General features: G+C 53.6%; 13 protein-coding genes. 7 read left to right on the top strand and 6 right to left on the bottom strand.

Features of this window, described 5'->3' with window-relative positions:
• Positions 1-97: 97 nt before the first annotated feature.
• Positions 98-1471 carry an APC family permease gene (locus ACX9GU_RS09285; RefSeq protein WP_024484982.1) on the bottom strand — a complete coding sequence of 458 codons (1374 nt, stop codon included), beginning with the start codon at positions 1469-1471 and terminating at the stop codon, positions 98-100.
• Between the two features lie 487 nt (positions 1472-1958).
• A complete protein-coding gene (locus tag ACX9GU_RS09280) occupies positions 1959-3377 on the bottom strand; it encodes a glutamine synthetase family protein (RefSeq protein ID WP_174334879.1) in 1419 nt (472 codons plus the stop codon).
• A gap of 397 nt (positions 3378-3774) precedes the next feature.
• Between ACX9GU_RS09280 and puuR the strand changes: the two genes are divergently transcribed.
• From puuR to ACX9GU_RS09255, 5 genes are all read left to right on the top strand, one after another.
• On the top strand, positions 3775-4332 hold the full coding sequence (gene puuR, locus ACX9GU_RS09275; RefSeq protein ID WP_325982661.1) for an HTH-type transcriptional regulator PuuR: 558 nt from the start codon (positions 3775-3777) through the stop codon (positions 4330-4332).
• Between the two features lie 20 nt (positions 4333-4352).
• Positions 4353-5633, top strand: a complete 1281-nt coding sequence (locus ACX9GU_RS09270; RefSeq protein ID WP_473194543.1) for an NAD(P)/FAD-dependent oxidoreductase — start codon at positions 4353-4355, stop codon at positions 5631-5633.
• A 161-nt stretch (positions 5634-5794) separates the two neighbouring features.
• The gene (locus ACX9GU_RS09265; protein ID WP_473195145.1) at positions 5795-7306 is read left to right on the top strand and encodes a sugar ABC transporter ATP-binding protein; all 1512 of its coding nucleotides are present in this window, start codon (positions 5795-5797) and stop codon (positions 7304-7306) included.
• Positions 7303-8298 (top strand): ABC transporter permease, encoded by a 996-nt coding sequence (locus tag ACX9GU_RS09260; protein ID WP_473194542.1) that lies wholly within the window; start codon positions 7303-7305, stop codon positions 8296-8298. The genes ACX9GU_RS09265 and ACX9GU_RS09260 overlap by 4 nt, the downstream gene beginning before the upstream one ends.
• Positions 8299-8544: 246 nt before the next feature.
• Entirely contained in the window at positions 8545-10530 is a 1986-nt protein-coding gene (locus tag ACX9GU_RS09255; protein ID WP_473194541.1) for a ligand-gated channel protein, read from the top strand.
• 126 nt (positions 10531-10656) lie between these two features.
• Here the strand turns inward: ACX9GU_RS09255 and ACX9GU_RS09250 are convergent, their stop codons facing one another.
• Positions 10657-12138 (bottom strand): amino acid permease, encoded by a 1482-nt coding sequence (locus ACX9GU_RS09250; RefSeq protein WP_447889528.1) that lies wholly within the window; start codon positions 12136-12138, stop codon positions 10657-10659.
• Positions 12139-12272: 134 nt separating this feature from the next.
• Positions 12273-13160, bottom strand: coding sequence for a DNA-binding transcriptional regulator YeiE (gene yieE / locus ACX9GU_RS09245; protein ID WP_473194540.1), 888 nt, complete (start codon positions 13158-13160; stop codon positions 12273-12275).
• A gap of 385 nt (positions 13161-13545) precedes the next feature.
• Between yieE and ACX9GU_RS09240 the strand changes: the two genes are divergently transcribed.
• A complete protein-coding gene (locus tag ACX9GU_RS09240) occupies positions 13546-14625 on the top strand; it encodes a YeiH family protein (RefSeq protein WP_473194539.1) in 1080 nt (359 codons plus the stop codon).
• Positions 14626-14731: 106 nt separating this feature from the next.
• Positions 14732-15571: a deoxyribonuclease IV gene (gene nfo, locus ACX9GU_RS09235; RefSeq protein ID WP_059201217.1), complete on the top strand. Its 840-nt coding sequence runs from the start codon at positions 14732-14734 to the stop codon at positions 15569-15571.
• An 82-nt stretch (positions 15572-15653) separates the two neighbouring features.
• Here the strand turns inward: nfo and ACX9GU_RS09230 are convergent, their stop codons facing one another.
• Both ACX9GU_RS09230 and ACX9GU_RS09225 read right to left on the bottom strand, forming a co-directional pair.
• Positions 15654-16019, bottom strand: a complete 366-nt coding sequence (locus ACX9GU_RS09230; RefSeq protein ID WP_223664367.1) for a DUF596 domain-containing protein — start codon at positions 16017-16019, stop codon at positions 15654-15656.
• A gap of 8 nt (positions 16020-16027) precedes the next feature.
• Complete coding sequence (locus ACX9GU_RS09225) at positions 16028-22072, bottom strand: DUF637 domain-containing protein (RefSeq protein WP_473194538.1); 6045 nt, start codon at positions 22070-22072, stop codon at positions 16028-16030.
• Positions 22073-22102 lie beyond the last annotated feature (30 nt).

Genomic DNA, 22102 nt, shown 5'->3' with positions numbered 1-22102 from the left:
CGGCGCCCATACACGGCGAGTCGGATAAGATTTGTTAGTAATAAAAAGGGTTCCAACATGTGGAACCCTTTTTGCTATCGCGAGGCAGACGAGATGATTAAGCCACGTCTTCGCTTGCCTGTGGCACCGGCAGACTGAAGCTGCGGGTGACAAACGTCAGATACAGCAGGCCAATCGCCGCCCAGACCAGACCCAGCGTCATCGAACTGACTTCCAGGTTGACCCACAATGCACCGACGGTTAACGCCCCCATCACCGGCAGGATCAGGTAGTTGAAGGTATCTTTCAGCGTGCGATTACGCTTCTCGCGAATGTAGAACTGCGAGATCACCGACAGGTTAACGAAGGTGAACGCGATCAGTGCGCCAAAGTTGATCAGTGCCGTAGCCGTAACCAGATCGAACGAAACGGCAGACAGCGCAATCGCACCGACCAGCAGCACGTTCAGCGCCGGAGTACGCCATTTTGGATGCACATACCCGAAGAAACGCTCCGGGAATACGCCATCACGGCCCATGACGTACATCAGGCGGGAAACACCCGCGTGAGATGCCATACCGGAAGCCAATACGGTTACGCACGAGAACACCAGGATCACCGACTGGAAGAACTTGCCAGCCACATAAAGCATGATTTCCGGCTGTGATGCATCAGGATCTTTGAAGCGCGAGATATCCGGGAAGTACAGCTGCACGAAGTACGATACCACGATAAAGATCACGCCGCCGATCAAGGCCGTCAGGAAGATGGCTTTCGGGATCACGTTTTCTGCATCTTTGGTTTCTTCGGATAACGAGCTGATGCCGTCAAAGCCGAGGAACGAGAAGCACAGAATGGTCGCACCGGTGATCATCGGCACCACGTGCGCGTTGTCAGACCAGAACGGACGGCTGCTCACCAGCGTACCTGCACCTTCACCGTGGGAGATACCGTTAATCACCAGGCCCAGGAACACGATCATGATCGCCACCTGGACCACCACGATAATGGAGTTCAGGTTGGCCACCAGCTTGATGCCACGCAGGTTGAATGCCGTCATCAAGGCAACCAGGGCCGCAACGAAGATCCACGAAGGTACACCCGGGAAAATGGCTTCCAGGTAAATTTTTGCCAACAGGATGTTGATCATCGGCATGAACAGATAGTCCAGCAGTGATGACCAACCTACCATAAAGCCGACGTGCGGGCTGATGGCTTTCTGGGCATAGGTATAGGCAGAACCGGCGGAAGGGAATTTCTTCACCAATTTGCCGTAGCTCAGGGCGGTAAACAGGATCGCCAGCAGAGCAAAGGCGTACGCGGTCGCGACGTGACCGTCGGTCAGGCCGGAGACGATGCCGAAGGTGTCAAAGATGGTCATTGGCTGCAAATAGGCCAGACCCATCATGACGACCGGGACTAAAGTCAGTGTTTTACGCAGTTGGGCGCGTTGGCCGGCAGCTGGTGCGGCGGTGATGATGTTATCGGACATCGCGTAGCCCCCCCTTACCTTCAGTCTTGCGGATAGTAGACACGCCAAGACTCAAGGTTGCGGGGAAACTTCGCAACGTGCGACTGAATTCTAAAAGGGGGATGAGGGAAGCTGGATAACTAGGCACAAAAGCCTCTGTTGCTCCATAATCGCTGCGACCGCAACGGAAACCGGCGGGCACCGGTGCCAAGGTGAAAAATTGCCCCATCTTTCTTATCCTCATGAGTCACGACCATAAAGTTTTGGTTGATCGCGACGAACCTATTTATCTATCCGGCTCGATGTCCGGCCTCGCTTGATGTATGAAACGCACGTTGGTAGAACATAATGCAAAAAAAAATAACCGACGCGTTAAAACGTCGGCTATCTGCATTTCGCGTATTTTGCCATAAGATCGCAGAAAGACAAGATCCTGAAACCTTCTAATACAAATTCTTTTGCTTAATATCAGGAAAAAGGCCCTGCATTGCCATCAGGGTACCTGATATCAGGCATTTTTCAGCATCCAGTCGATCTCGGTTTCCGTCACCAACCGTTCAAACTGCATCAGTTCACCCATTTTGCAGGCGTGATAAACCTGTGAAAAGCGTTCGCCGAGGTAGTGCGTCAGTTCGTGCTGATGCTCGAATTCGTACAGGGCATCGCTTTGGCGGATCGGGAACGGTAGCCCCTCCTGTTCCAAACCGTTGCCGGTCACTGGCTCAGGCAGTGGTAATTCGGTGTCCAGCCCGTACAACATCCCCGCCAGGATCGTCGCCACCACCAGATAAGGGTTGGCATCGGCACCGGCAACGCGGTACTCCACGCGGTGGTTCTGCGCATCGCCACAGGGAATACGCAACGCCACGGTACGGTTGTTATGCCCCCAGGACGCCTGGACCGGCACATACATCCCCGGCTGGAAACGGCGGAACGCATTGACGTTGGGTGCCAGCACCGCCATCGATGCAGGCATCAAGGCAATCATCCCGGCTAATGTCCGCTTAAGCAGCGCCGAGTCTTCACCATCCGCTTCGGCAAACAGGTTTTTCCCCGCACTGTCTACCACGCTGAGATGGACGTGCATGCCACTTCCCGCGTAATCCTCATAGGGTTTAGCCATAAAGGTGGCATGCATATGGTGATGTTCGGCCACCTGACGCACCAGCCGTTTCAGCGCCAGCGCATGATCGCAGGCTTGCAGCACGTTATCGGTGTGATTCAGGTTCACCTCGAACTGGCCGGGGGAAGCTTCAGCCACCGCCCCATCCGCCGGTAGCCCTTGCATCTGTGCCAGCGTGTCGATGTCGTTGAGCACCCCAGCAAAATGGTTAAGGTTATCCAGCGAATAGACCTGGCTCTGTACGTTGCGCTCCTGGGTGCCTGGTGCGCACGGCGGCTGCAGATAACCTGCCGAGTCTCGCTGTCGATCGATGAGATAAAACTCCAGCTCTACCGCTACCACCGGGAACAGTCCGCGCTGGCGCAACGCCTGCCATATTCGGTTCAGTACATTGCGGGGTTCAACGTCAAAGGGAGTACCATCTTCATCCAGCATGGTCAGCAGCACCTGACCGATATGTTGCGGATCCGCCGCCGACGGCGTCAGCGTACCGGGCACGGGCATGCAGATCCGATCCGGCTCGCCCAGTTCCTGCCCCAACCCGGCCTCTTCCACCACGTTGCCCAAAATGTCCATAGCGAACACCGAGGCGGGGAAATAGCAGCCTTTTTCAACTTTTTTCAGCCCGGAGACGGGAATGCGTTTACCGCGGAAGGAACCATTGAGATCGGTGAGAAGGATATCGATATACTGCGTGGCAGGATGGCGTTCCAAATAGTGAGCAACCTCACTTTGGAACGCGCTACTTCGCCTTTCTTCATTATGCTGTGCAAAATCTTCTACTACTGCGCTATTGGTTTGCATACATCACCTGCCGTTGTGCTCTTGGGAATGCCTTCGCATCCGCTTGCCGATTGACTTAACACATGGTCTGATTTCTCTGTAGAGTGCGCCACAGGCTGGCGCTCAAAATAACACCCATAATATGAAACATAGCTTTAACATAAATGGTTTGCAAATGTTACAATGGCGTTTGATTATTCGCCAGGGGCTGCTAAATTGATAAAATATTGACCGAAAAGGCGTTGTTTGCGCTTTGTTGGTACAGAATTTCTTCCGCCAGACCAGGGGGAAACATGGGCAATATATTTTACAACGGCCGCCCAACTACCGATATCATGTGGTTTCGATATCACTCAGACAGGTACCCGGCTCCGGGTGTGATCCCAACCTGTCGCTCCTATCAGAAGGAACTACCGCTATGAGCGAAGTCAGCTTGGCACCAGGTAAGCGCCTGTCGCAGATCCGTCAGCACTTGGGTTTGTCACAGCGCAGGGTCGCCGAACTGTCCGGATTAACCCACAGCGCCATCAGCACCATTGAACAGGACAAAGTCAGCCCTGCCATCAGTACGCTGCAGAAACTGCTGAAGGTCTATGGGCTATCGCTGTCTGAGTTTTTTGCTGAACCTGAACGGCCGGTTGAACCCAAAGTGGTGATCGAGCCGGACGATCTGATCGAGATCGGCAGCCAGGGCGTTTCGATGAAGCTGGTGCATAACGGCAGCCCTACCCGCAGCCTGGCCATGATGCTGGAGACCTATCAACCGGGCACCACCACCGGCGAGAAGATCAAGCATCAGGGCGAAGAGATCGGCACGCTGCTGGAAGGGGAGATCATGCTGACGGTCAACGGCCAGACCTATCTGCTGACCGCGGGCCAAAGCTATGCCATCAACACCGGCATGCCCCACAGCTTCAGCAATACCTCAACGCGCGTTTGCAAGATCGTCAGCGCGCATACCCCAACCACCTTCTGACAAGATCCGCCGGAGGAGTGATGATGGAACATGTTGCCAGCTATTATGCCGCCAGCGCCAACCCCCACGCTCCTTATCCCCAGTTGAACGAGGCTATCCGCTGCGATGTCTGCATCGTCGGTGGCGGTTTTAGCGGCCTCTCCAGCGCCCTGCATCTGACCGAGGCCGGTTACGACGTGGTAGTGCTGGAAGCCGCCCGCATCGGTTGGGGAGCCAGTGGGCGCAACGGTGGGCAGGTGGTGAACTCCTACAGCCGCGATATCGATGTGATTGAGGCTCGCTACGGCCAGCAGACCGCGGCAATGCTCGGCAGCATGATGTTTGAAGGGGCGGAGATCATTCGCCAGCGTATCGATCGCTACGCCATCGCCTGTGACTATCGCCCCGGAGCGGTTTCAGCCGCCTTAACCACCAAACAATTTAACGCGCTAACGGAAAAAATGGCGCATTGGCAGCGTTATGGCCACCAGCAACTGGAACTGCTGGACGGGGAAACCATGCGCCGCACCGTTGCCAGCGAACGCTATGTCGGCGGGCTGCTGGATCGCCAAGGTGGCCATTTGCATCCGTTAAATCTGGCGTTGGGTGAAGCCGAAGCGGTGCGCCGCCACGGCGGGCGGCTGTTTGAACAATCGGCGGTCACCCATATCGATTATGGTCAGCCCGCCACACTACACACAGCTCTTGGCTCCGTCAGCGCCAGCTTGGTGATCCTGGCAGGCAACGCCTATTTGGGGGAGAAGCTAGAACCGCGCCTCAGCCGCTTGAGCATGCCCTGCGGCTCGCAAATCATCACCACCGAACCTTTATCTGCGGATATGGCTCTTTCCCTGCTGCCGGATAACTACTGCGTTGAAGACTGCAACTATCTGCTGGATTACTTCCGCCTTACGGCAGATAACCGTTTGTTATACGGCGGTGGCGTGGTCTATGGCGCACAGGATCCTGCGGATATCGAGGCCAGGATCCGGCCCTTGATGCTCAAAACCTTCCCGCAGTTGAAGAAGGTACGCATCAATTACCGCTGGACCGGCAATTTCCTGCTGACCCTGTCGCGCATGCCGCAGTTTGGCCGCCTGGAAAATAACGTTTACTACCTGCAAGGCGACAGCGGCCACGGCGTGACCTTGACGCATCTGGCAGGCAAACTGATTGCCGAAGTGCTACGCGGCGACGCGGAACGCTTTGATGCTTTCGCTCAACTCCCCCATTTGCCGTTCTTCGGTGGCCGCCATTTACAGGTGCCATTTACCGCCCTAGGTGCCGCCTACTACGCCCTGCGCGATCGCTTAGGGTTCTGACCCCGCTTTTTATCTACGTTATGCCATTTTGCCTGTTGCAAAAATGGCAATTCATGTTACAAAAGAGTTTCTTTAGCCGTCTATACATCCAAATGAATTTCACGTTGCCGCCACCACGCCGCGATTTGAAACACGAGGGGCGCAACGTCTTCAGCCAAACTATGCCGACCAATACCGCTTCACGCCTGGAGATGCGCAATATCTCCATCGCCTTTGCCGGGTTCAACGCTCTGCAAAACGTCGATTTTACGCTGCAAGGCGGTTCAACCCATGCGCTAGTGGGGGCCAACGGCGCGGGCAAATCCACGCTGATGGGCATTCTCTCCGGCGCACATAACCATTACCAGGGTGAAATTTTTATCGACGGCCAAAGGGTCGATATACATTCGCCGCTGCAGGCCCGCCAGCACGGGATCCAGGTGGTGCAGCAGGAGGTGGATGTGGCGCTGATCCCCACGCTGTCCGTTGCGGAAAACATCATGCTGGACTGGCTCAATCAGCCGGGCCATCTGCTGAACTGGCGGCAGTTGCATCGCCACGCTGCCGAGCTGTTGCAGCAGCTTGGGCTTAATATCAACCCACGCCAACGCCTGGAAGCCTGTACGTTGGCGGAGAAACAGCAGGTGCTGCTGGCTCGGGCGCTATCCCACCGCTGCCGTTTTCTGGTGCTTGATGAGCCGACTGCTCCGCTGGACAGCAATGAGAGCGAACGCCTGTTCCACATCGTGCGCCGCCTGCGCGACGAAGGTATCGGCATCGTGTTTATTTCCCATCGTATCCACGAATTGAAAACCGTCTGTGATCATTTGACGGTCCTGCGCGACGGTCGCCATGCCGGTGAAGGCAGCATGCAGGGCCTGAGCGGTGAACAGATCGTCGAAAAAATGCTGGGCCACTCACTGGAAGACATCTTCCCGGCCCCCCGCCCACCACACGGCTCGCGCCCGTTGCTGCGGGTAGAGGGGTTGCACGATCGCCATAAATTGCGTGACGTCTCTTTAACCCTGCATCAAGGGGAGATCCTAGGCATTGCCGGGCTGGCGGGCGCAGGAAAGACCGAGCTTTGCAAAGCGTTGTTCGGCGCAACCCCCAGTAAATTGGCGCAGGGAGAGCTGCGCGGCAAACCCTGGGCACCGCATTCACCGCATCTTTCGGTAGAACAAGGCCTGGCGCTGGTGCCGGAAGAGCGCCGCAAGGAAGGTATTTTTATCAACGAAGCCATCCCGATGAACCTGAGCGTCAGCGCCGATGACAGCTTCTCCCGCTGGAGCCTGTTCAGCCGTCGCCAGGAACTGCGCTGGGCCTTAGAGATTATGCAACGGCTTGGCGTACGGGCCTCTGGCCCACAGCAAAAGCTGGCCCGCCTGTCTGGCGGTAATCAGCAAAAAGTGGCGATCGGCAAATGGTTACGTGGCAACGCCGAGGTGCTGATCTTTGACGAACCCACTAAAGGCGTAGATATCAAGGCCAAACAGGATCTGTTCCGGCTGATCGACGGTTTGGCTCGTGACGGCAAAGGCATTATCTATGCTTCCGGCGAGTTTTCCGAGCTGGTGGGCCTGTGCGATCGCATCTGCGTGTTATGGGATGGCCGCGTGGTGGCGGAGCTCAACGCCGCCGATATTGATGAAGAAACCCTGTTACTGTATTCCACCGGAGGAACTCCTGCGTGAGTAAAGCATTATCCCTGAAAAGCGTTCTGCCCTGGCGCCACCAGCTGTTTGAGTTTTTGTATAAATGGGGGATGTTGCTCACCGTTGTCGCCTTGATCGCGCTGTTTGGCCTGGCTTCCGACAATTTCCTCGACCCTAACAACATCATCAACATTCTGCGTTCGATCGCCATCGTGACGGTGATTGCCATTGGCGTGTCGATCTCACTCTCGGTGGGCGGCTTCGATCTCTCCGTCGGTTCTACGGCGTCGTTGGCTAATGCGTTGGTGATCTCACTGTTTGCCTGGTACGGCTTCGGCACTACCGGTGCCATCGTGCTGACGCTGCTGCTGTGTACGCTGGTCGGCCTGTTCAATGCCTTTTTGATCGTGGTGCTGAAAATCCCCGATATGCTCGCCACACTCGCCAGCCTGTTCGTTATCCAGGGCGTGGCTATGACCTACAGCTACGGCGGCTCCATCACCCAGAATATGGTGCTGCCGAACGGGGATATGGCCGAAGGCGTGATCCCAGAGGTGTTTTCCTCGCTGGGCCAGGTGCCGGTGATCGTGCTGATTATGCTGGCGGTGACGGTGATCATGCAGCTTTTCCTGTCGCTGACCAAGCATGGCCGCCGGATGTATGCCATCGGCGGTAACCCGGAGGCCGCCCGGCTTTCCGGTATCCGCACGGTACATTACAGGGTTACCGCATACGTGCTTTCTTCGCTGCTGGCGGGCCTTGGCGGTATTTTGCTGGCGTCACGTATCGGTTCCTCACAGGTTAACGCCGGTGGCGGTTACCTGATGGATGCGGTAGCGGCGGCCTATATCGGTTTCTCCCTGGCGGGCTCCGGCAAACCTAATGCGCTGGGTACCCTGGTTGGCGCGATTATCCTGGGCGTATTGCAAAACGGCCTGGTGATGCTCTCCGTGCCCTACTACGCCATGGATATCATTAAAGGGCTGGTGCTGGCATTGGCGCTGGCGATCACTTACATCCAGAAACGCTGACCCACCCGGCGCACCACCGCGCTGCGCCGGGCTATTCCCCCTTTTCCTCTGGCTTGAATCTATTACCGAACAAACATACAAATGATAGTTGTTATCATTTGTATTTACATTCATGACGATTTCCTTACAATGGCCTGACGTTTTCCTCACGCAACGGAAATTCTCGCGGCAGCGTGAAAACATATTCTTTTAAATCAAACAACTAACAGGAAAACCTGTTGACCTCGGGACTGGAATATTTAACCAATGGAAAAGCCAAGCTATAACACTTTAACCGCGTTAATCCTCGCATCACTCGCCAGCGGCAGCGCTCTGGCACAAACAGAGGATACCATGGTGGTCACCGCCTCCGGTTTCCAGCAAAGGATTCAAGACTCGCCGGCCACCATATCGGTGATCCCTCGCCAACAGCTGGAAACCCGCGCCTACCGTGACGTCACCGATGCGTTGAAAGACGTGCCGGGCGTGGTGGTCACCGGCGGTGCCAGCAGCAGCGACATCAGCATTCGCGGGATGTCCTCTAAATACACGCTGATCCTGATCGACGGTAAACGTGTCGATACCCGCGGCACCCGCCCTAACAGCGATAACGCCGGTATTGAGCAAGGCTGGTTGCCGCCCTTGCAGGCAATCGATCGTATTGAAGTGGTTCGCGGGCCGATGTCTTCACTCTATGGCTCCGATGCCATGGGCGGGGTGATCAACATCATCACGCGCAAAACCTCCACCACTAAAGACTGGGTTGGCTCCCTGCAAGGCGATGCCACCATTCAGGAAGACCGGGATTCCGGTGATATCTACCAGACTAACGCCTACGCCTCTGGCCCGCTGATCGATGGGCTGCTTGGCCTGCGGGTGAATGGTCTGTTCTCCCACCGTGGGGAAGACCACTTCACCAATGGCTTTAACGAACAGCGTATGCGCAGCGGCACGGCGGTATTCAGCCTGACGCCGGATGAGAAAAACGATTTTGATTTCGAAATCGGTCGTTCCCTGCAAGATCGTAACAGTACGCCGGGTAAGTCCGTAGCAGCAGAAAAATGTAAAAAAGGCGTTTGTACGCCGAACAACCCCAGCGACAACCTGTATACCCGTAATAACTACTCGATCACGCATAACGGCTATTACGACTTTGGTAACAGCACCAGCTACATTCAGCGGGAAGAGACCAATAACCCTGGGCGTGACATGAAGATGTACAACACCATCTTCAACACCCAGACCCAATTTGATCTTGGTTCCCACATGCTGAACCTCGGTGGGCAATACCGCTATGAGAAGCTGAGTGACGGTGGCAACCAGTTGGAGGCGGCTGACGGCTTAGACCAGTTGACACGCTGGAGCTGGGCGCTGTTCGCCGAAGACGAATGGGCGCTGACCAACGATTTCAGCCTGACCACCGGGATCCGTATGGATCGCGACCAGAACTACGGCAGCCACTGGACACCGCGCATGTACGGCGTGTGGCACCTGACGGAGATGTGGACCGTGAAAGGCGGGGTTTCTGCGGGTTATCGCTCGCCAGACCTGCGCCAGTCCTCTGCCAACTGGGGCCAGATCACCGGCGGTGGCGTGAGCAACGGCATCATCGTGGGTAACCCGAATCTGAAGCCGGAGAAAAGCATCAGTGAAGAAGTCGGCATCCTGTGGGATAACCAGGAGGGGCTGAACGCAGGCATCACCCTGTACAATACCGATTTCAAAGACAAGATCACCGAAGTTCGCCGCTGTAACAGTTCAGAGGATCCGGCCTGTACCATCGGTAACACCACTTATGATTTCGTCAGCGACCGCGTCAACGTGGATAAAGCCAATATGCGCGGTATCGAAGTGACCACCGGTTGGCAGATCACCGAAGACTGGAAGCTGAGCACCAACTACACCTTTACCGAATCTGAACAGAAGAGCGGTGAGTTCCAGGGCAAGGCGCTGAACCAGATGCCGAAGCACATGATCAATGGCGTGCTGGATTGGCAAGCCACCGAGGATCTCGGCCTGTGGTCACGCGTTAACTTCCGCAGCGAAACCTCGGAATACCTGAGCCGCACCTCAATGGCGGTCAGCACGCCATCCTATACTTTTGTTGATGCCGGGGTGAGTTACCAGGCGCTGAAAAACCTGCAGCTTAGCGGCGGGGTTTACAACATTCTGGATAAAACCGTGGATTACGAGCACTACAACACCACGCTGGATGGCCGTCGTTATACCGTGGGCATGACTTACAACTTCTGATTGCCAAACATAGTTTGTATCAAGGGGCTGCCATCGTGCGGCCCTTTTTTTGGCGTTTAGCTGGGGGGGGGGATTTTTGCGGGGGAGAGAACGCGGCGGTAACCCGCCGCGTCTAGAGCTAATCGCTTACTTATCAGGGTTCCACTTCGGGAATTCCATTTCGCTGTACTTCACCACTTTGGTGCCGCGCGTCAGCTTATAACCGAACCAGATAATCAGGAACAGTGGAATACCGATGTAGGTTGCCGTCACGCCGTACCAGTCGATACGGTCCGCCAGGAAGGCCTGATAGTTCTGCCCCAGCGTGATGATCAAGCACAGCACGAAGGCAAACATTGGCCCCAACGGGAAGAAACCGGATTGATACGGCAGATCGCTCAGGCTGTGCCCTTGCATCACATAGCCGCGACGGAAACGGTAGTGGCTGATGGCGATCCCCAACCAGGCGATAAAGCCGGTCATGCCCGAGGTATTAAGCAGCCACAGATAAACGGACTGATTACCAAACATCGAGCTAAGGAAGCACAGCGCCGCTACGACAGTGGTGGCATACAGCGCATTACGCGGCACACCGCCTTTTGACAGCTTGGCGAAAATGCGTGGTGCCTTACCTTCCGAAGCCAGCGTGAACAGCATACGGGTTGAGGCATACATCCCGGAGTTACCCGCAGAGAGTACCGCCGTCAGGATCACCGCGTTCATCACCGCCGCCGCAGAGAGCAGGCCAGCATGTTCGAATACCAGCGTGAACGGGCTGACGCTGATGTCTTTCACGTCATTGCGTAACAGGCTTGGATCGGTATAAGGAATGATCAGGCTGATGATCAGGATCGCGAAGATATAGAACAGCAGAATACGCCAGAACACCTGACGCACCGCGCGTGGAATGTTCTTGCCCGGATCTTCCGACTCGCCCGCCGCGATACCGATCAGCTCGGTGCCCTGGAACGAGAAGCCGACGATCATTGCCACACCAATCATGGCCGAGAAGCCACCGGCAAACGGCGCATCGCCGATCGTCCAGTTATGCCAACCGGCATTTTCACCGCCCTTCAAGATACCGAAGATCATCAGTACGCCAAGGACGATAAAGATAATTACCGTGCTCACCTTGATCAGCGAGAACCAGTATTCCGCTTCACCGAAGCCTTTGACCGAGATGTAGTTAAGCAAGAACATCAGGCCAAGGAACAGGGCGCTCCAGATCCAGCCCGGCGTGTCTGGGAACCAGTAGTTCATCACCAACTGTGACGCTACCAGGTCGACCGCAATGGTCACCGCCCAGTTGTACCAGTAGTTCCAGCCCAGCGCAAAGCCGAAGCCTTCTTCAACATACTTGGCGCCATAGGTGGAAAACGATCCTGAAACCGGCATAAACGCCGCCAGCTCACCCAGGCTGGTCATCAGGAAATACACCATCAGACCAATCAATGCATAGGAGAGTAACGCGCCGCCTGGGCCTGCCTGGGAAACCGTTGCGCCAGAGGCAACAAACAGGCCGGTACCGATGGAACCGCCAATGGCAATCATGGTTAAATGCCGCGCTTTCAGCTCGCGGCGTAATCCGGGTGCTTTCTGCCCCGCTGTTTTTATATCCTGCTGAGCCATTCTTACCCTATCTGCTCGTCAAAAATGAGGGCCGGATTGTAACAAATACCCGCCAGCGAACTAGTAACATTGCCCTGATATAAGATAGCTTCATAATCCACGGCCAATTATTAGCAGCGGCCCTAATGATGACGTTATGCGGTCTTGATCGGTTTTTGCCCAACGCAATAGCTCAAGAAACGCTGTAACGCATTGGAAATGTGTTTTTGCCGGTGATGGATCAGATACAGCGTGCGCATCAATGGCGGCAGAGGGATACTCAGTTCCACCAATACACCGCTAGCCAGCTGTTCTTCCACTACGCGACGTGACAGACAACTGATGCCGATACCGTGGCGCACCGCGTGCTTGATCGCTTCCGAGTTGCCCAACTCCATCACCAACTGGAAGTTTGGCAGGTGCGCCAGCAGCAGATGATCCAGCACCTCCCGCGTGCCAGACCCCCGCTCCCGCAGGATCCAAGGGGCGCTGGCCAGCGTTGCCAAGGTCACCGGTTGCTGTAGCAATGGGTTATCCGGCGCGGCAAACACCACCAGCTCATCTTCAAGCCACGGCTGGGTGACCAACTCAGGCATGTGGCACGGCCCTTCTATCAACCCCAAATCGACACGAAAATCGGCTACCGCAACAATCACCTCCTGGCTATTGCCCACGTTCAGTTCCAACGCAGTTGCAGGAAAATCTTTGCGATAGTGGGCGATCATCTCTGGCAGCATATAGTTGCCGATGGTGCTGCTGGCGGCGATGCGTAACGCGCCGCTGTCATGCAGGAACAGTTGTTCTATTTCCCCAGCCTGCTCCAACAGAGCCAGCGCTTTGGGGTATAGCAAGCGGCCATGTTCGTTGATCACCAGGCGTTTACCCACGCGATCGAACAACAACACCTTCAGTTGCCCTTCCAGATCGGCCAGCGCCGCGCTGACCGCCGATTGTGATAAAGCCAGTACCACTGAGGCCTGAGTGGTGGATCCGCTTTTCAGCACCTCGGTAAAAACTTCCAGTTGGCGCAAAGTGATATGCATAACAGCCTCGACATAAAGAGAATGGTTATACCCGTCGTCTTTCAAGCTGCAGCGTTGTTACCTGCGCTTGTCCACCCCAGTCACTTACAAAAGTAAGCTCCTGGGGATGAACAAGCTTGTCGCCTAGCTGCAACTTGAAATCCATAGGGTAAAAGACAAAACCATTTAAATGAAAACACCAAAAAATCAGTTACACGGCATTGGTAATGCTTACTGCCCTGCCTTATAAGGTTATCACGTTTACAGGATTAGGCTTGGCGGAGTAGCCGACCGTCCAGCCGATCAACCACTTATTCCGATAAGTTATAAATATATAATCAATTTCTCTTTTAGGTCACCTGCTTTTATCATTGCACTCAGGAATTTAGCAGAGGACAGAATAATCATGGCGAGTCACAGCACTCATACCTATCCCGAACAGCGTTTTCCGCTGTTTGGACTACCACGGTTGATACCAGGCTTACTGCTGACCGGCGCGCTGACCGCGTTTTCGGTCTGGGCGGGCGATGTTCCCTGGGTTGCCGGGTTGGGATTAGGCGCCCTGACGCTGGCGATCCTGTGCGGCATCCTGGTCGGCAACACTCTTTATCCCTGGTTGCAGCCTAGCTGCCATACCGGCGTACAGCTGGCCAAACAGCGGCTGCTACGCCTGGGGATCATTCTTTATGGCTTTCGTTTAACCTTCCAGCAAATTGCCGACGTGGGGGCCAGCGGGATCATTATCGATGCCCTGACCCTGAGCAGCACTTTCTTGCTGGCCTGCTGGTTGGGTAAAAAAGTGTTCGGCCTCGACAGCCAAACCACCATGCTGATCGGTGCCGGTAGCAGCATCTGCGGTGCCGCAGCCGTGATGGCCACCGAGCCGGTGCTGAAGGCAGACTCCAGCAAGGTTGCCGTCGCTGTCTCTACCGTCGTGGTGTTTGGTACGCTGGCGATCTTTACCTATCCGTGGCTGTATCAGCTGAATGAGCACTTCCAGTGGCTGCCGTTGACGCAGGAAACCTTCGGCATCTACGCGGGTTCGACAATCCATGAAGTGGCTCAGGTGGTTGCTGCTGGCCATGCCATCGGCCCGGATGCGGAAAACGCGGCGGTGATCGCCAAGATGATCCGCGTCATGATGTTAGCCCCGTTCCTGCTGTTGCTGTCTGGCTATATCAGCCGCCGGGCCGGTAACGGCAGCAAAAGTGAAAAATCGGCCATCACCATTCCGTGGTTTGCCGTGCTGTTTATCGCCGTTGCCGGGCTGAACTCGTTCAACCTGATCCCGGCCACGCTGGTACAGCATCTGATCACCATCGATACCTGGATGCTGGCCATGGCAATGGCCGCTTTAGGGCTGACCACCCACATTAGCGCGGTACGTCAGGCGGGTGTGAAACCCATTCTGCTGGCGACGCTGCTGTTCGTCTGGCTGATCGTTGGCGGCGGTGCCATCAACCTGTTGGTGCAGCACCTGTTGTAATCCCCCCTCTTCAGGCCCGAGCTTTCGGGCCTGCTTGTTTTATCCCCGCCATTCAATCCTTCGCTTATCAATGCCATAATGGGGCCGATAACACAGGAGAATGAGAATGAAGTTTGTCGGTGCACACGTAAGCGCTTCTGGCGGCGTAGATCAGGCCGTGATCCGCGCACACGAATTAGAGGCGACCGCATTCGCCCTGTTCACTAAAAATCAGCGTCAATGGAAGGCTGCCCCGCTGCCTGCCGACGTGATAGACAAGTTTAAAAGTGCCTGCGCACAGTACGGCTACGGCCCAGGGCAAATCCTGCCGCACGACAGCTATCTGATTAACCTTGGCCATCCGGTAACGGAGGCGCTGGAGAAGTCCCGCGAGGCGTTTCTTGATGAGATGCAACGCTGTGAGCAACTGGGGCTGACGCTGCTGAACTTCCACCCGGGCAGCCACCTGATGCAGATTGATGAGGATAAATGTCTGGCAAGGATCGCCGAGTCGATCAACATCGTGCTGGATAAAACCCAGGGCGTCACCGCCGTGATCGAGAATACCGCCGGGCAAGGCAGCAATCTGGGGTTCAAATTTGAACATCTGGCGGCGATCATCGACGGTGTAGAAGACAAGAGCCGCGTCGGTGTCTGTATTGATACCTGTCATGCCTTCGCCGCCGGTTACGATCTGCGTACTGAAGAGGATTGCCAGAAGACGTTTAAAGAGCTGGGCGACGTGGTGGGCTTCAACTACCTGCGCGGTATGCATCTTAACGATGCCAAGAGCGAGTTTGGCAGCCGCGTTGACCGCCACCACAGCCTGGGTGAAGGTAATATTGGTAAGACCGTGTTCAGCTATATCATGCGCGACGAGCGCTTTGATAACATCCCGCTGATCCTGGAGACGGTGAACCCGGATATCTGGGCCGAGGAGATTGCCTGGCTGAAGGCGCAGCAATAACCATCAACTTGCGCTTGTTCGACATACCCCCCAGCACTTTTGTGCTAGGGGGTATGAGGCAGGTGTTTAGAGAAAAAACAGATTATGTCCAGTCCAGATAGCCGTTTTCGTGGATCCAAACGATCCCTCCAGGGCATTTCTCTGTGAGAAACCAAAACCCATCGAACGCCCCGTCATCCATTTGCTCCTGGTTTTTGGGGAACGTTTTCTCAAAGTGATTCATCTGTTCCTCTACAGTTCCGGGTAAAAAGACCCCACGACTAGCTAACCTTATTTTCCCATCCTCCATTAATCGCCGAAGGAACCATAGGAAAATAGCTTTTTCTTCATCAAAGTTTAAGGTTATCTCTCCTGAAACACCTTCAGGATGAATGTTTTTCCAAAGGTTTCCAATTGATAAACCTTCTAAAGTGTCTTTTCGTTCCTCATACTGATTTTCTGTCAACATATATTTACCTATCGGAATTTCAATTCATATTTATTTGAGGCGATTCCCGCAGCATCTTTGATTCGTTCATTGCCAATGATATCAATCGTCCATCGAGCTTGTGTTTCCTCTGATGAGTTGGAGTAATTTCTAAGGTTAATCGTCATGTTACCTGATTTTGCGAAGTATACCTTGCCTCTGGGAGTCATCACCTCTTTTAAAGAACCCCCACCAATCAAAGATTGAGCAAAATCAAAAATCTCCCTTTCAGTAAGCGATTGAGAAGAAAAAACTTTAGTCTTTCCTTTTCTATCACTCCCTCCCTCACCGAGAACCTGTTTAAACTGTTTACCGAACACACTTAGTCTATTATTTGGCTGTTTCTTATCGAACAGCTTAACCAACTGGTCAATATTAGTTTTCTGAATTTCGCGCAGATAATCAGCAGTCTTAGTCGACAGATTAGCACCCGCCGTCGCCTCACTCTTGATGAAGTCTGCAACAGGCTGAGTATTGAGACTCTTGGTTTTATACAGTTCATCGGAGGTCTTAACTAGCTGTTGTGCTAGTTTCTTTGCGCTACCCTCGGATTTTCCAAGTATCAGTGTGCTGCCAGTAGTTACTGCACCAGCCCCAATAATAGCCTCTGGAGCAACGAGATCTGCTGCATAAATTCCGGCCTGATTCAAACACAGTGCAGGGTTGGTTTTACAACCGGCAATAGCCAGACGCGCAGCCAATACAAGCTCAGGAGCCGCGCCAACCAGAGTGATGCCCCCTGTAGCAATCACCAAGCCACCGCCGCCAACAGCAGCGGCCATCACGGCAGCTTCTCGACGTGCCACCACACGTTTTGCCGCAGCAACATCTCCTTTATCAGCAGCCAAAATATCCATCTGATTATCCCAGGCATACTGCATGAGCATATGATCGGTCATGTTATAGCGATATACCGTTTGGGCACTGTCAGCTGCGCTATAAGCACCTTCAGGTGTATGAGTGATGAGAGCCCCCGTCAACGCACCAATAACACGGGCCGTTTGCTCTTTTGTTTCATTTCCGTTTAGCGCTTCATGCAACCGCCTTAACTGACGCTCTTTTTCATTGAGATTGGCTGGCTCAAACAATGAACTTTGCATGATAACCCCAGCCAACTCAGCCGCCATTGCCCCTGCGGCAGCGCCTTTACCGTCACCACGCCCAATCTCTGCCGCAACTCCGGCCACCACAGCATGGCTTAGTACCTTGCCAGGAACACCCAATACCTGCCCGTTTTCGCCAATCAGATTGGCCCCTTCAGCATTAAGTTGACCACCGATATTGCTCAGCAAAGCATTGGTTAAGTTATCCCTAAAACTCCCACCGTTAATTGCGGTATTCAGGCTCGAGCTGATAATCGACTGGCCCGCCACGCGCTGCGCCACCTTACTCCAATCACCATTGCTGAGATGGGGAAGCTTCACATCTTTGGGATTGAGTGGCTTGCCTGCTGCATCCTTATTCCATCCTGTTACGCTATCAAAACCGTTCAGTGCACCACCCATTGCCATAGCGGTTGCAGTGGCCTTCACCATGTCGCTGTTACCCAGCACTTTCAACGTTTTTGACAGGTTCCCCTGGTTTTCAACCAGCGCAACGGCAGCCTGTGACGCTAGCGAAGACATTCCGGCGGTCACAACACCACTAGTTACGGCCCCACCGCCTACTGCTGTAGCCGTGCTGCTGGCAGCGGTTGCAACTAATGAGCTGCCTGCTGTCACTGTCGCCGCAGCAATGGCAATGACCGCCGCCACGGCCGGATTCAGTTTCTGGCTCTGATAGTCCCAACTGTCATAGGCGTCCTTCACTGCGTTCCATTGCACATCGTTGCGCTTGTTGAGATCTTTGATCCAGGCCATGCTCGGCGTATTCCCCAACGCATCAATAGCGCTTTGCAGTGCCTGCCCGTTCTTCGCCTTCACATCGGCACTGATACTATTGGCTGCATCAACCACCAATTTTCCACCGGTATGAATTTGCGGCAGTACCCATTTGCCTTCGGAGTAACCTTTATCAGCCTGTTTGACAAAGAACCCCTTGGATAGGGAAACAGTTTGTTCAAAAGTGGTATCTTTGACCGCCCGGAAATTGATTGCGCCCCGAGTACTTGTCAAGCGGGCGTTATTTCCAGCGGCTATTTTGCTCGCTTCATAAGTACTATCGTCTCGGCTCAGCAGATTGATATTGCCGCCAGCGATAAACTCGGTGACCTTATTGGTGACGTCATGACGTGTTTGCGTCACCTCTTTCTTGGTGATACATAGGTTCCATTTATTACATTTTTTCTTTTTGTCTTCGTAGTGATTCGACTCTTCCATGGCTTGCGCATACAGATAACCTCCTTGCGCCGCTATATCTAGAGTGCCAGTACGAACAGCCAACTCCCGATTACGTGCATCCTCCTGTGCCTTGCGTTGTTTTTCCGCATCATATTGACGTTGTTTTTCAGTCCGCGCAGCGTTCAGGCGGTTTTCAGCAACACTCTTTTCTCTTGCAGGCTGTTCCAAACGTTGCTGAGCCTGGTTGAACGTGTTTTGTGCCGTGTTAACCGCATTTTTGGCACTATTTACCGCATTCTGCCGGTCAATTAGGCGCTGGCGTATCTTGTCATATTCCGCCACAGTGGCTTCTTTTATCGCATTGGCAACTTTGACACCGTCAGGGGTGGGATCCCAAGCCTCTCCCCATTGCAAGACATTATTGACAAAGGCCCTTCCGCCTTCCCGCAACAGCCGATCTAGATGATCTTTATTGTCAATGCGAGCCGATGCATCAAAATGAACGCCTCCACCACTGTAACTTGGCACCGCAACGAAACGGGCTGTTGACGAGGTTATGGGATGCGCGCCGACATCAAATAGTGACAACGTATCCGGATGTTGCTGCGCAGCGCCTAGTTCACGTTTACGAGCACCAAGCTGCCCCTCTGCCTGCGCTTTATTCTGTTGCGCCTCGTCAAATCTCTGACGGGATGCCTGAAACTGTCGCTCGGCCGCTGCCAATGCGGCATCCACACCGGATAGATTCGCCGCAGGCGCTACCGGGCCAGTTTGCCCTTTAGACTGTAACCGGGTCGCCTGGAACAAAATGCTGCCACGGGAAATTATCGTAAGCAGGCCACCAGCAATCAGTTCACTACCCTGCTGAATCAATTGTTCCGTGTAGCCACCGGAATGTACACGGTGAGTCTTGTTCTCCACCGCCTCGAAGCGAATATCGCCGCCAGAGGTCAGCGTCATATTGCCACCCGAGGTCAACTTAGCACCGTAAGCCAACAGTTGATTATTTGCCGCCGCCGTCAGGTTTTTTCCTGCATGAAGAGTGGTGATCAGTTGGCGATCGTTCTTGTTGTTATCATTAGCCGCATCAACGACGGAGTACCCCAGTGCAGACAACCATAGGTTTTGCCCCGCAAGCAGAGTGATATTACCATTGGCGGCTAACGTTGCCCCCTGGGTACCGAGATCGCGTGCTGTATTGATCAATAAATTACCACCAGCCTGTATCTGGCTACCCAGCTCAGGCGTACGCGAAGCGGGGAATAAAGCATTAAATTGTTTCCCCAATACACGGTAATTAAGATCGGCGTTATGACCAACCAGTAAGGTGATATCCTTTCCGGCTTTAATATGGGTGCCGCGTAATGCCAGATAGCCGCCACTGTTGAGCAACACCGAGCCGGTAGAGTTCATTTGTCCGGCATTCAACATCTGGTTAAACTGCACCTGCCGGTTCTCAGCAGAAAGATGTTGTCCTACTCTCTCGTTATCCAACGCCTCATCATTTCTTTCGATCGAGATGCCAGCGCTGGCCGTCATGGCAATATTGTTGCTTTGTGGGGCCATATAGATGTTGCGTAAATAGATGCTTTTGCCCGCGTTCAACGTCAAATCGCCCGAGGCATTTAACTGGCTTAGCCAGCGAGAACCATCGCTGCCGAAATAACGTTGAGTCGGCGATGTGTGAACCTTGACGTTGCCGTTTCGGCTGGTCAGGGTAATGTTTTTCCCTTTCAGGTAGCCTTGGCGGGTATCCAATTCATTAACCGCCAAAACGGATAGACTATTACCCGCTGTCAGTTCTGCGCCGTCGGTATAAAATAGATCATCAGCAATAACAGTTAAATCGTCATGTGCACTAATTTTATCTGTGCTGATAATTTGATTGGCGTGCAACAGAATATTTTTCGCAGCTAACGTATCTGTTCGCCCTAATCCGATAACTTCATTGACACTCCCCTCCAGCGGTGACGATGTATAAAAATGTATTTTATCTTTAAAATCCGCCGTCAAATTATTACCCGCGGTAATTGATGAGTTCTGATACCCCGTTATTTTCCACGTCAGAATCCCCTGTTGTTTGTTATATGGCGCCTTTTCATTAACATATAATAAATCCCAGTTTCCAGGTGGCGCATCTTCATCGCTGGCAAAACCGCCGACGCCAAAAGTGGTAGACGCCAATCGCCAATAAAGATCCTTTTGCCCCAACTGTTCCCCTTTAACTGAGAAGGTGTTCCCGGTCAGTATAAGATCTTTAGCGGCTTTAATCGTGGATTGGTCATTCCATAATGTAGTGGCATTAATATAAGCATTACTGCCAGAACTGATCGTTGCGGGAGCTTGTGATTGGGTTATCACATATTCATCCCGTTTGACATTGACCTTATCGCTTTTTGAAAGATTGATTTCCCCGAACCAACTGCCAAAACCAAAGTCTTTCAATTCTGGTTCCAGCCGTACAATAGCATCTACACCGTTGCGTGTGTCGTAGTAACTACCCACGAAAGATTTATTAAACGCCTTGGAATTGCCAGGAATATTCCGCCACTCCGCGCTCACCGAATTACGCACGTTATTGAGTCTGTCCGCCCGAATAACCAGATCGCCACTATTGGTCTGAATACGTGCAGAGCGGTTATCCACCAGTTTAGCCTTGTTGCCCTGCGCGTCTTTCTGTATCCACAGATTTTTGTTACTGTGCAGTGCAGCCTTGTCACCGACGTTGCTTACTGAGTCGGCAAAGATCCGCATATCACGATGCGCTGTCACACTGCCGCTATTACTTAATGCGGTCGCCGCCAGCGTCATATCGCGTTCAGCACGCACACTTGCATTAGCAGGAATAGCGACCTCACTAGCGCTGACGTTCAGATCCGTTTGCGCGTGCACGCTACCCAACACAATCTTTCCATTGGCGTTAAGTGTAATATCACGCTGCGAGCTGTTGATATTGTTAAGATTGACCCCAATACCAGTCTCGTTAGCAACCAAACGGATCCTGTTAGCATACATGCCACCCAATGCTTTGGTATCGACTGCTAACTGAGGCTTGGGCCCTTCGCCGTTGATCGGTTTGATGGTGCCATCCTTGATGCTGATTTGGTTAGCGCCTTGGATTAACGACAGATTTTGGGCGTTGATTTTACCGTTCAACTCGGTGGCACGGCTGATGATGTCGACATAGTCGGCCGAATTACCATCCAGCCCATTGCCGCCGATAGTTATAGCGCCTTTTTTTACCTCTAACGCCTCTAATGCTCCCCGCTGGTCAAACTGTGGTTTACCTGTAGTCAAGGTGACGCCAGGGGTGTTAATAAACCCACAGCCATCACAACTGATGCCATTAGGGTTGGCAATTATCACGTTAGCTTTATTGCCGAAAACTTCCAGCTTGCCCTGTAGCTCTGAACGGCTACCACCGGTGACTTCGTTTACGATCAGGTGGGCGGCATTGCCGTTTAAATTGCCGTTGGCGCTTAACTCTCCCGCCAACTGCGACTTGCCAGCCTGAGTGGCGTTATTCAGCACAACGCCAGGCGCACCGACGTTGAAGTCTTTGTAGCTATTGTGCGAAATGCCCGCCTCATTGGGTGTGGCAATATCTACGACCGGCACATTACCCTGCCGCACTTGAGTCTGATTATTTGTGGTATTGATCCCAGCACCAAATGCCGGATGCAATGGCTGTAGGGCGGTCAGATAAATCAGTAGGTAACTGGCTCCCCGAGCCAGCGGGTGATTGAGTTTATCCATATTCTGTCCCTCGAAAAGATATTGGTTTCA

Source organism: Serratia sp. K1WW1 (assembly GCF_055790865.1).
Note: the sequence above shows the minus strand (reverse complement) of the source record. Positions and strands in the feature narration are given on the sequence as shown.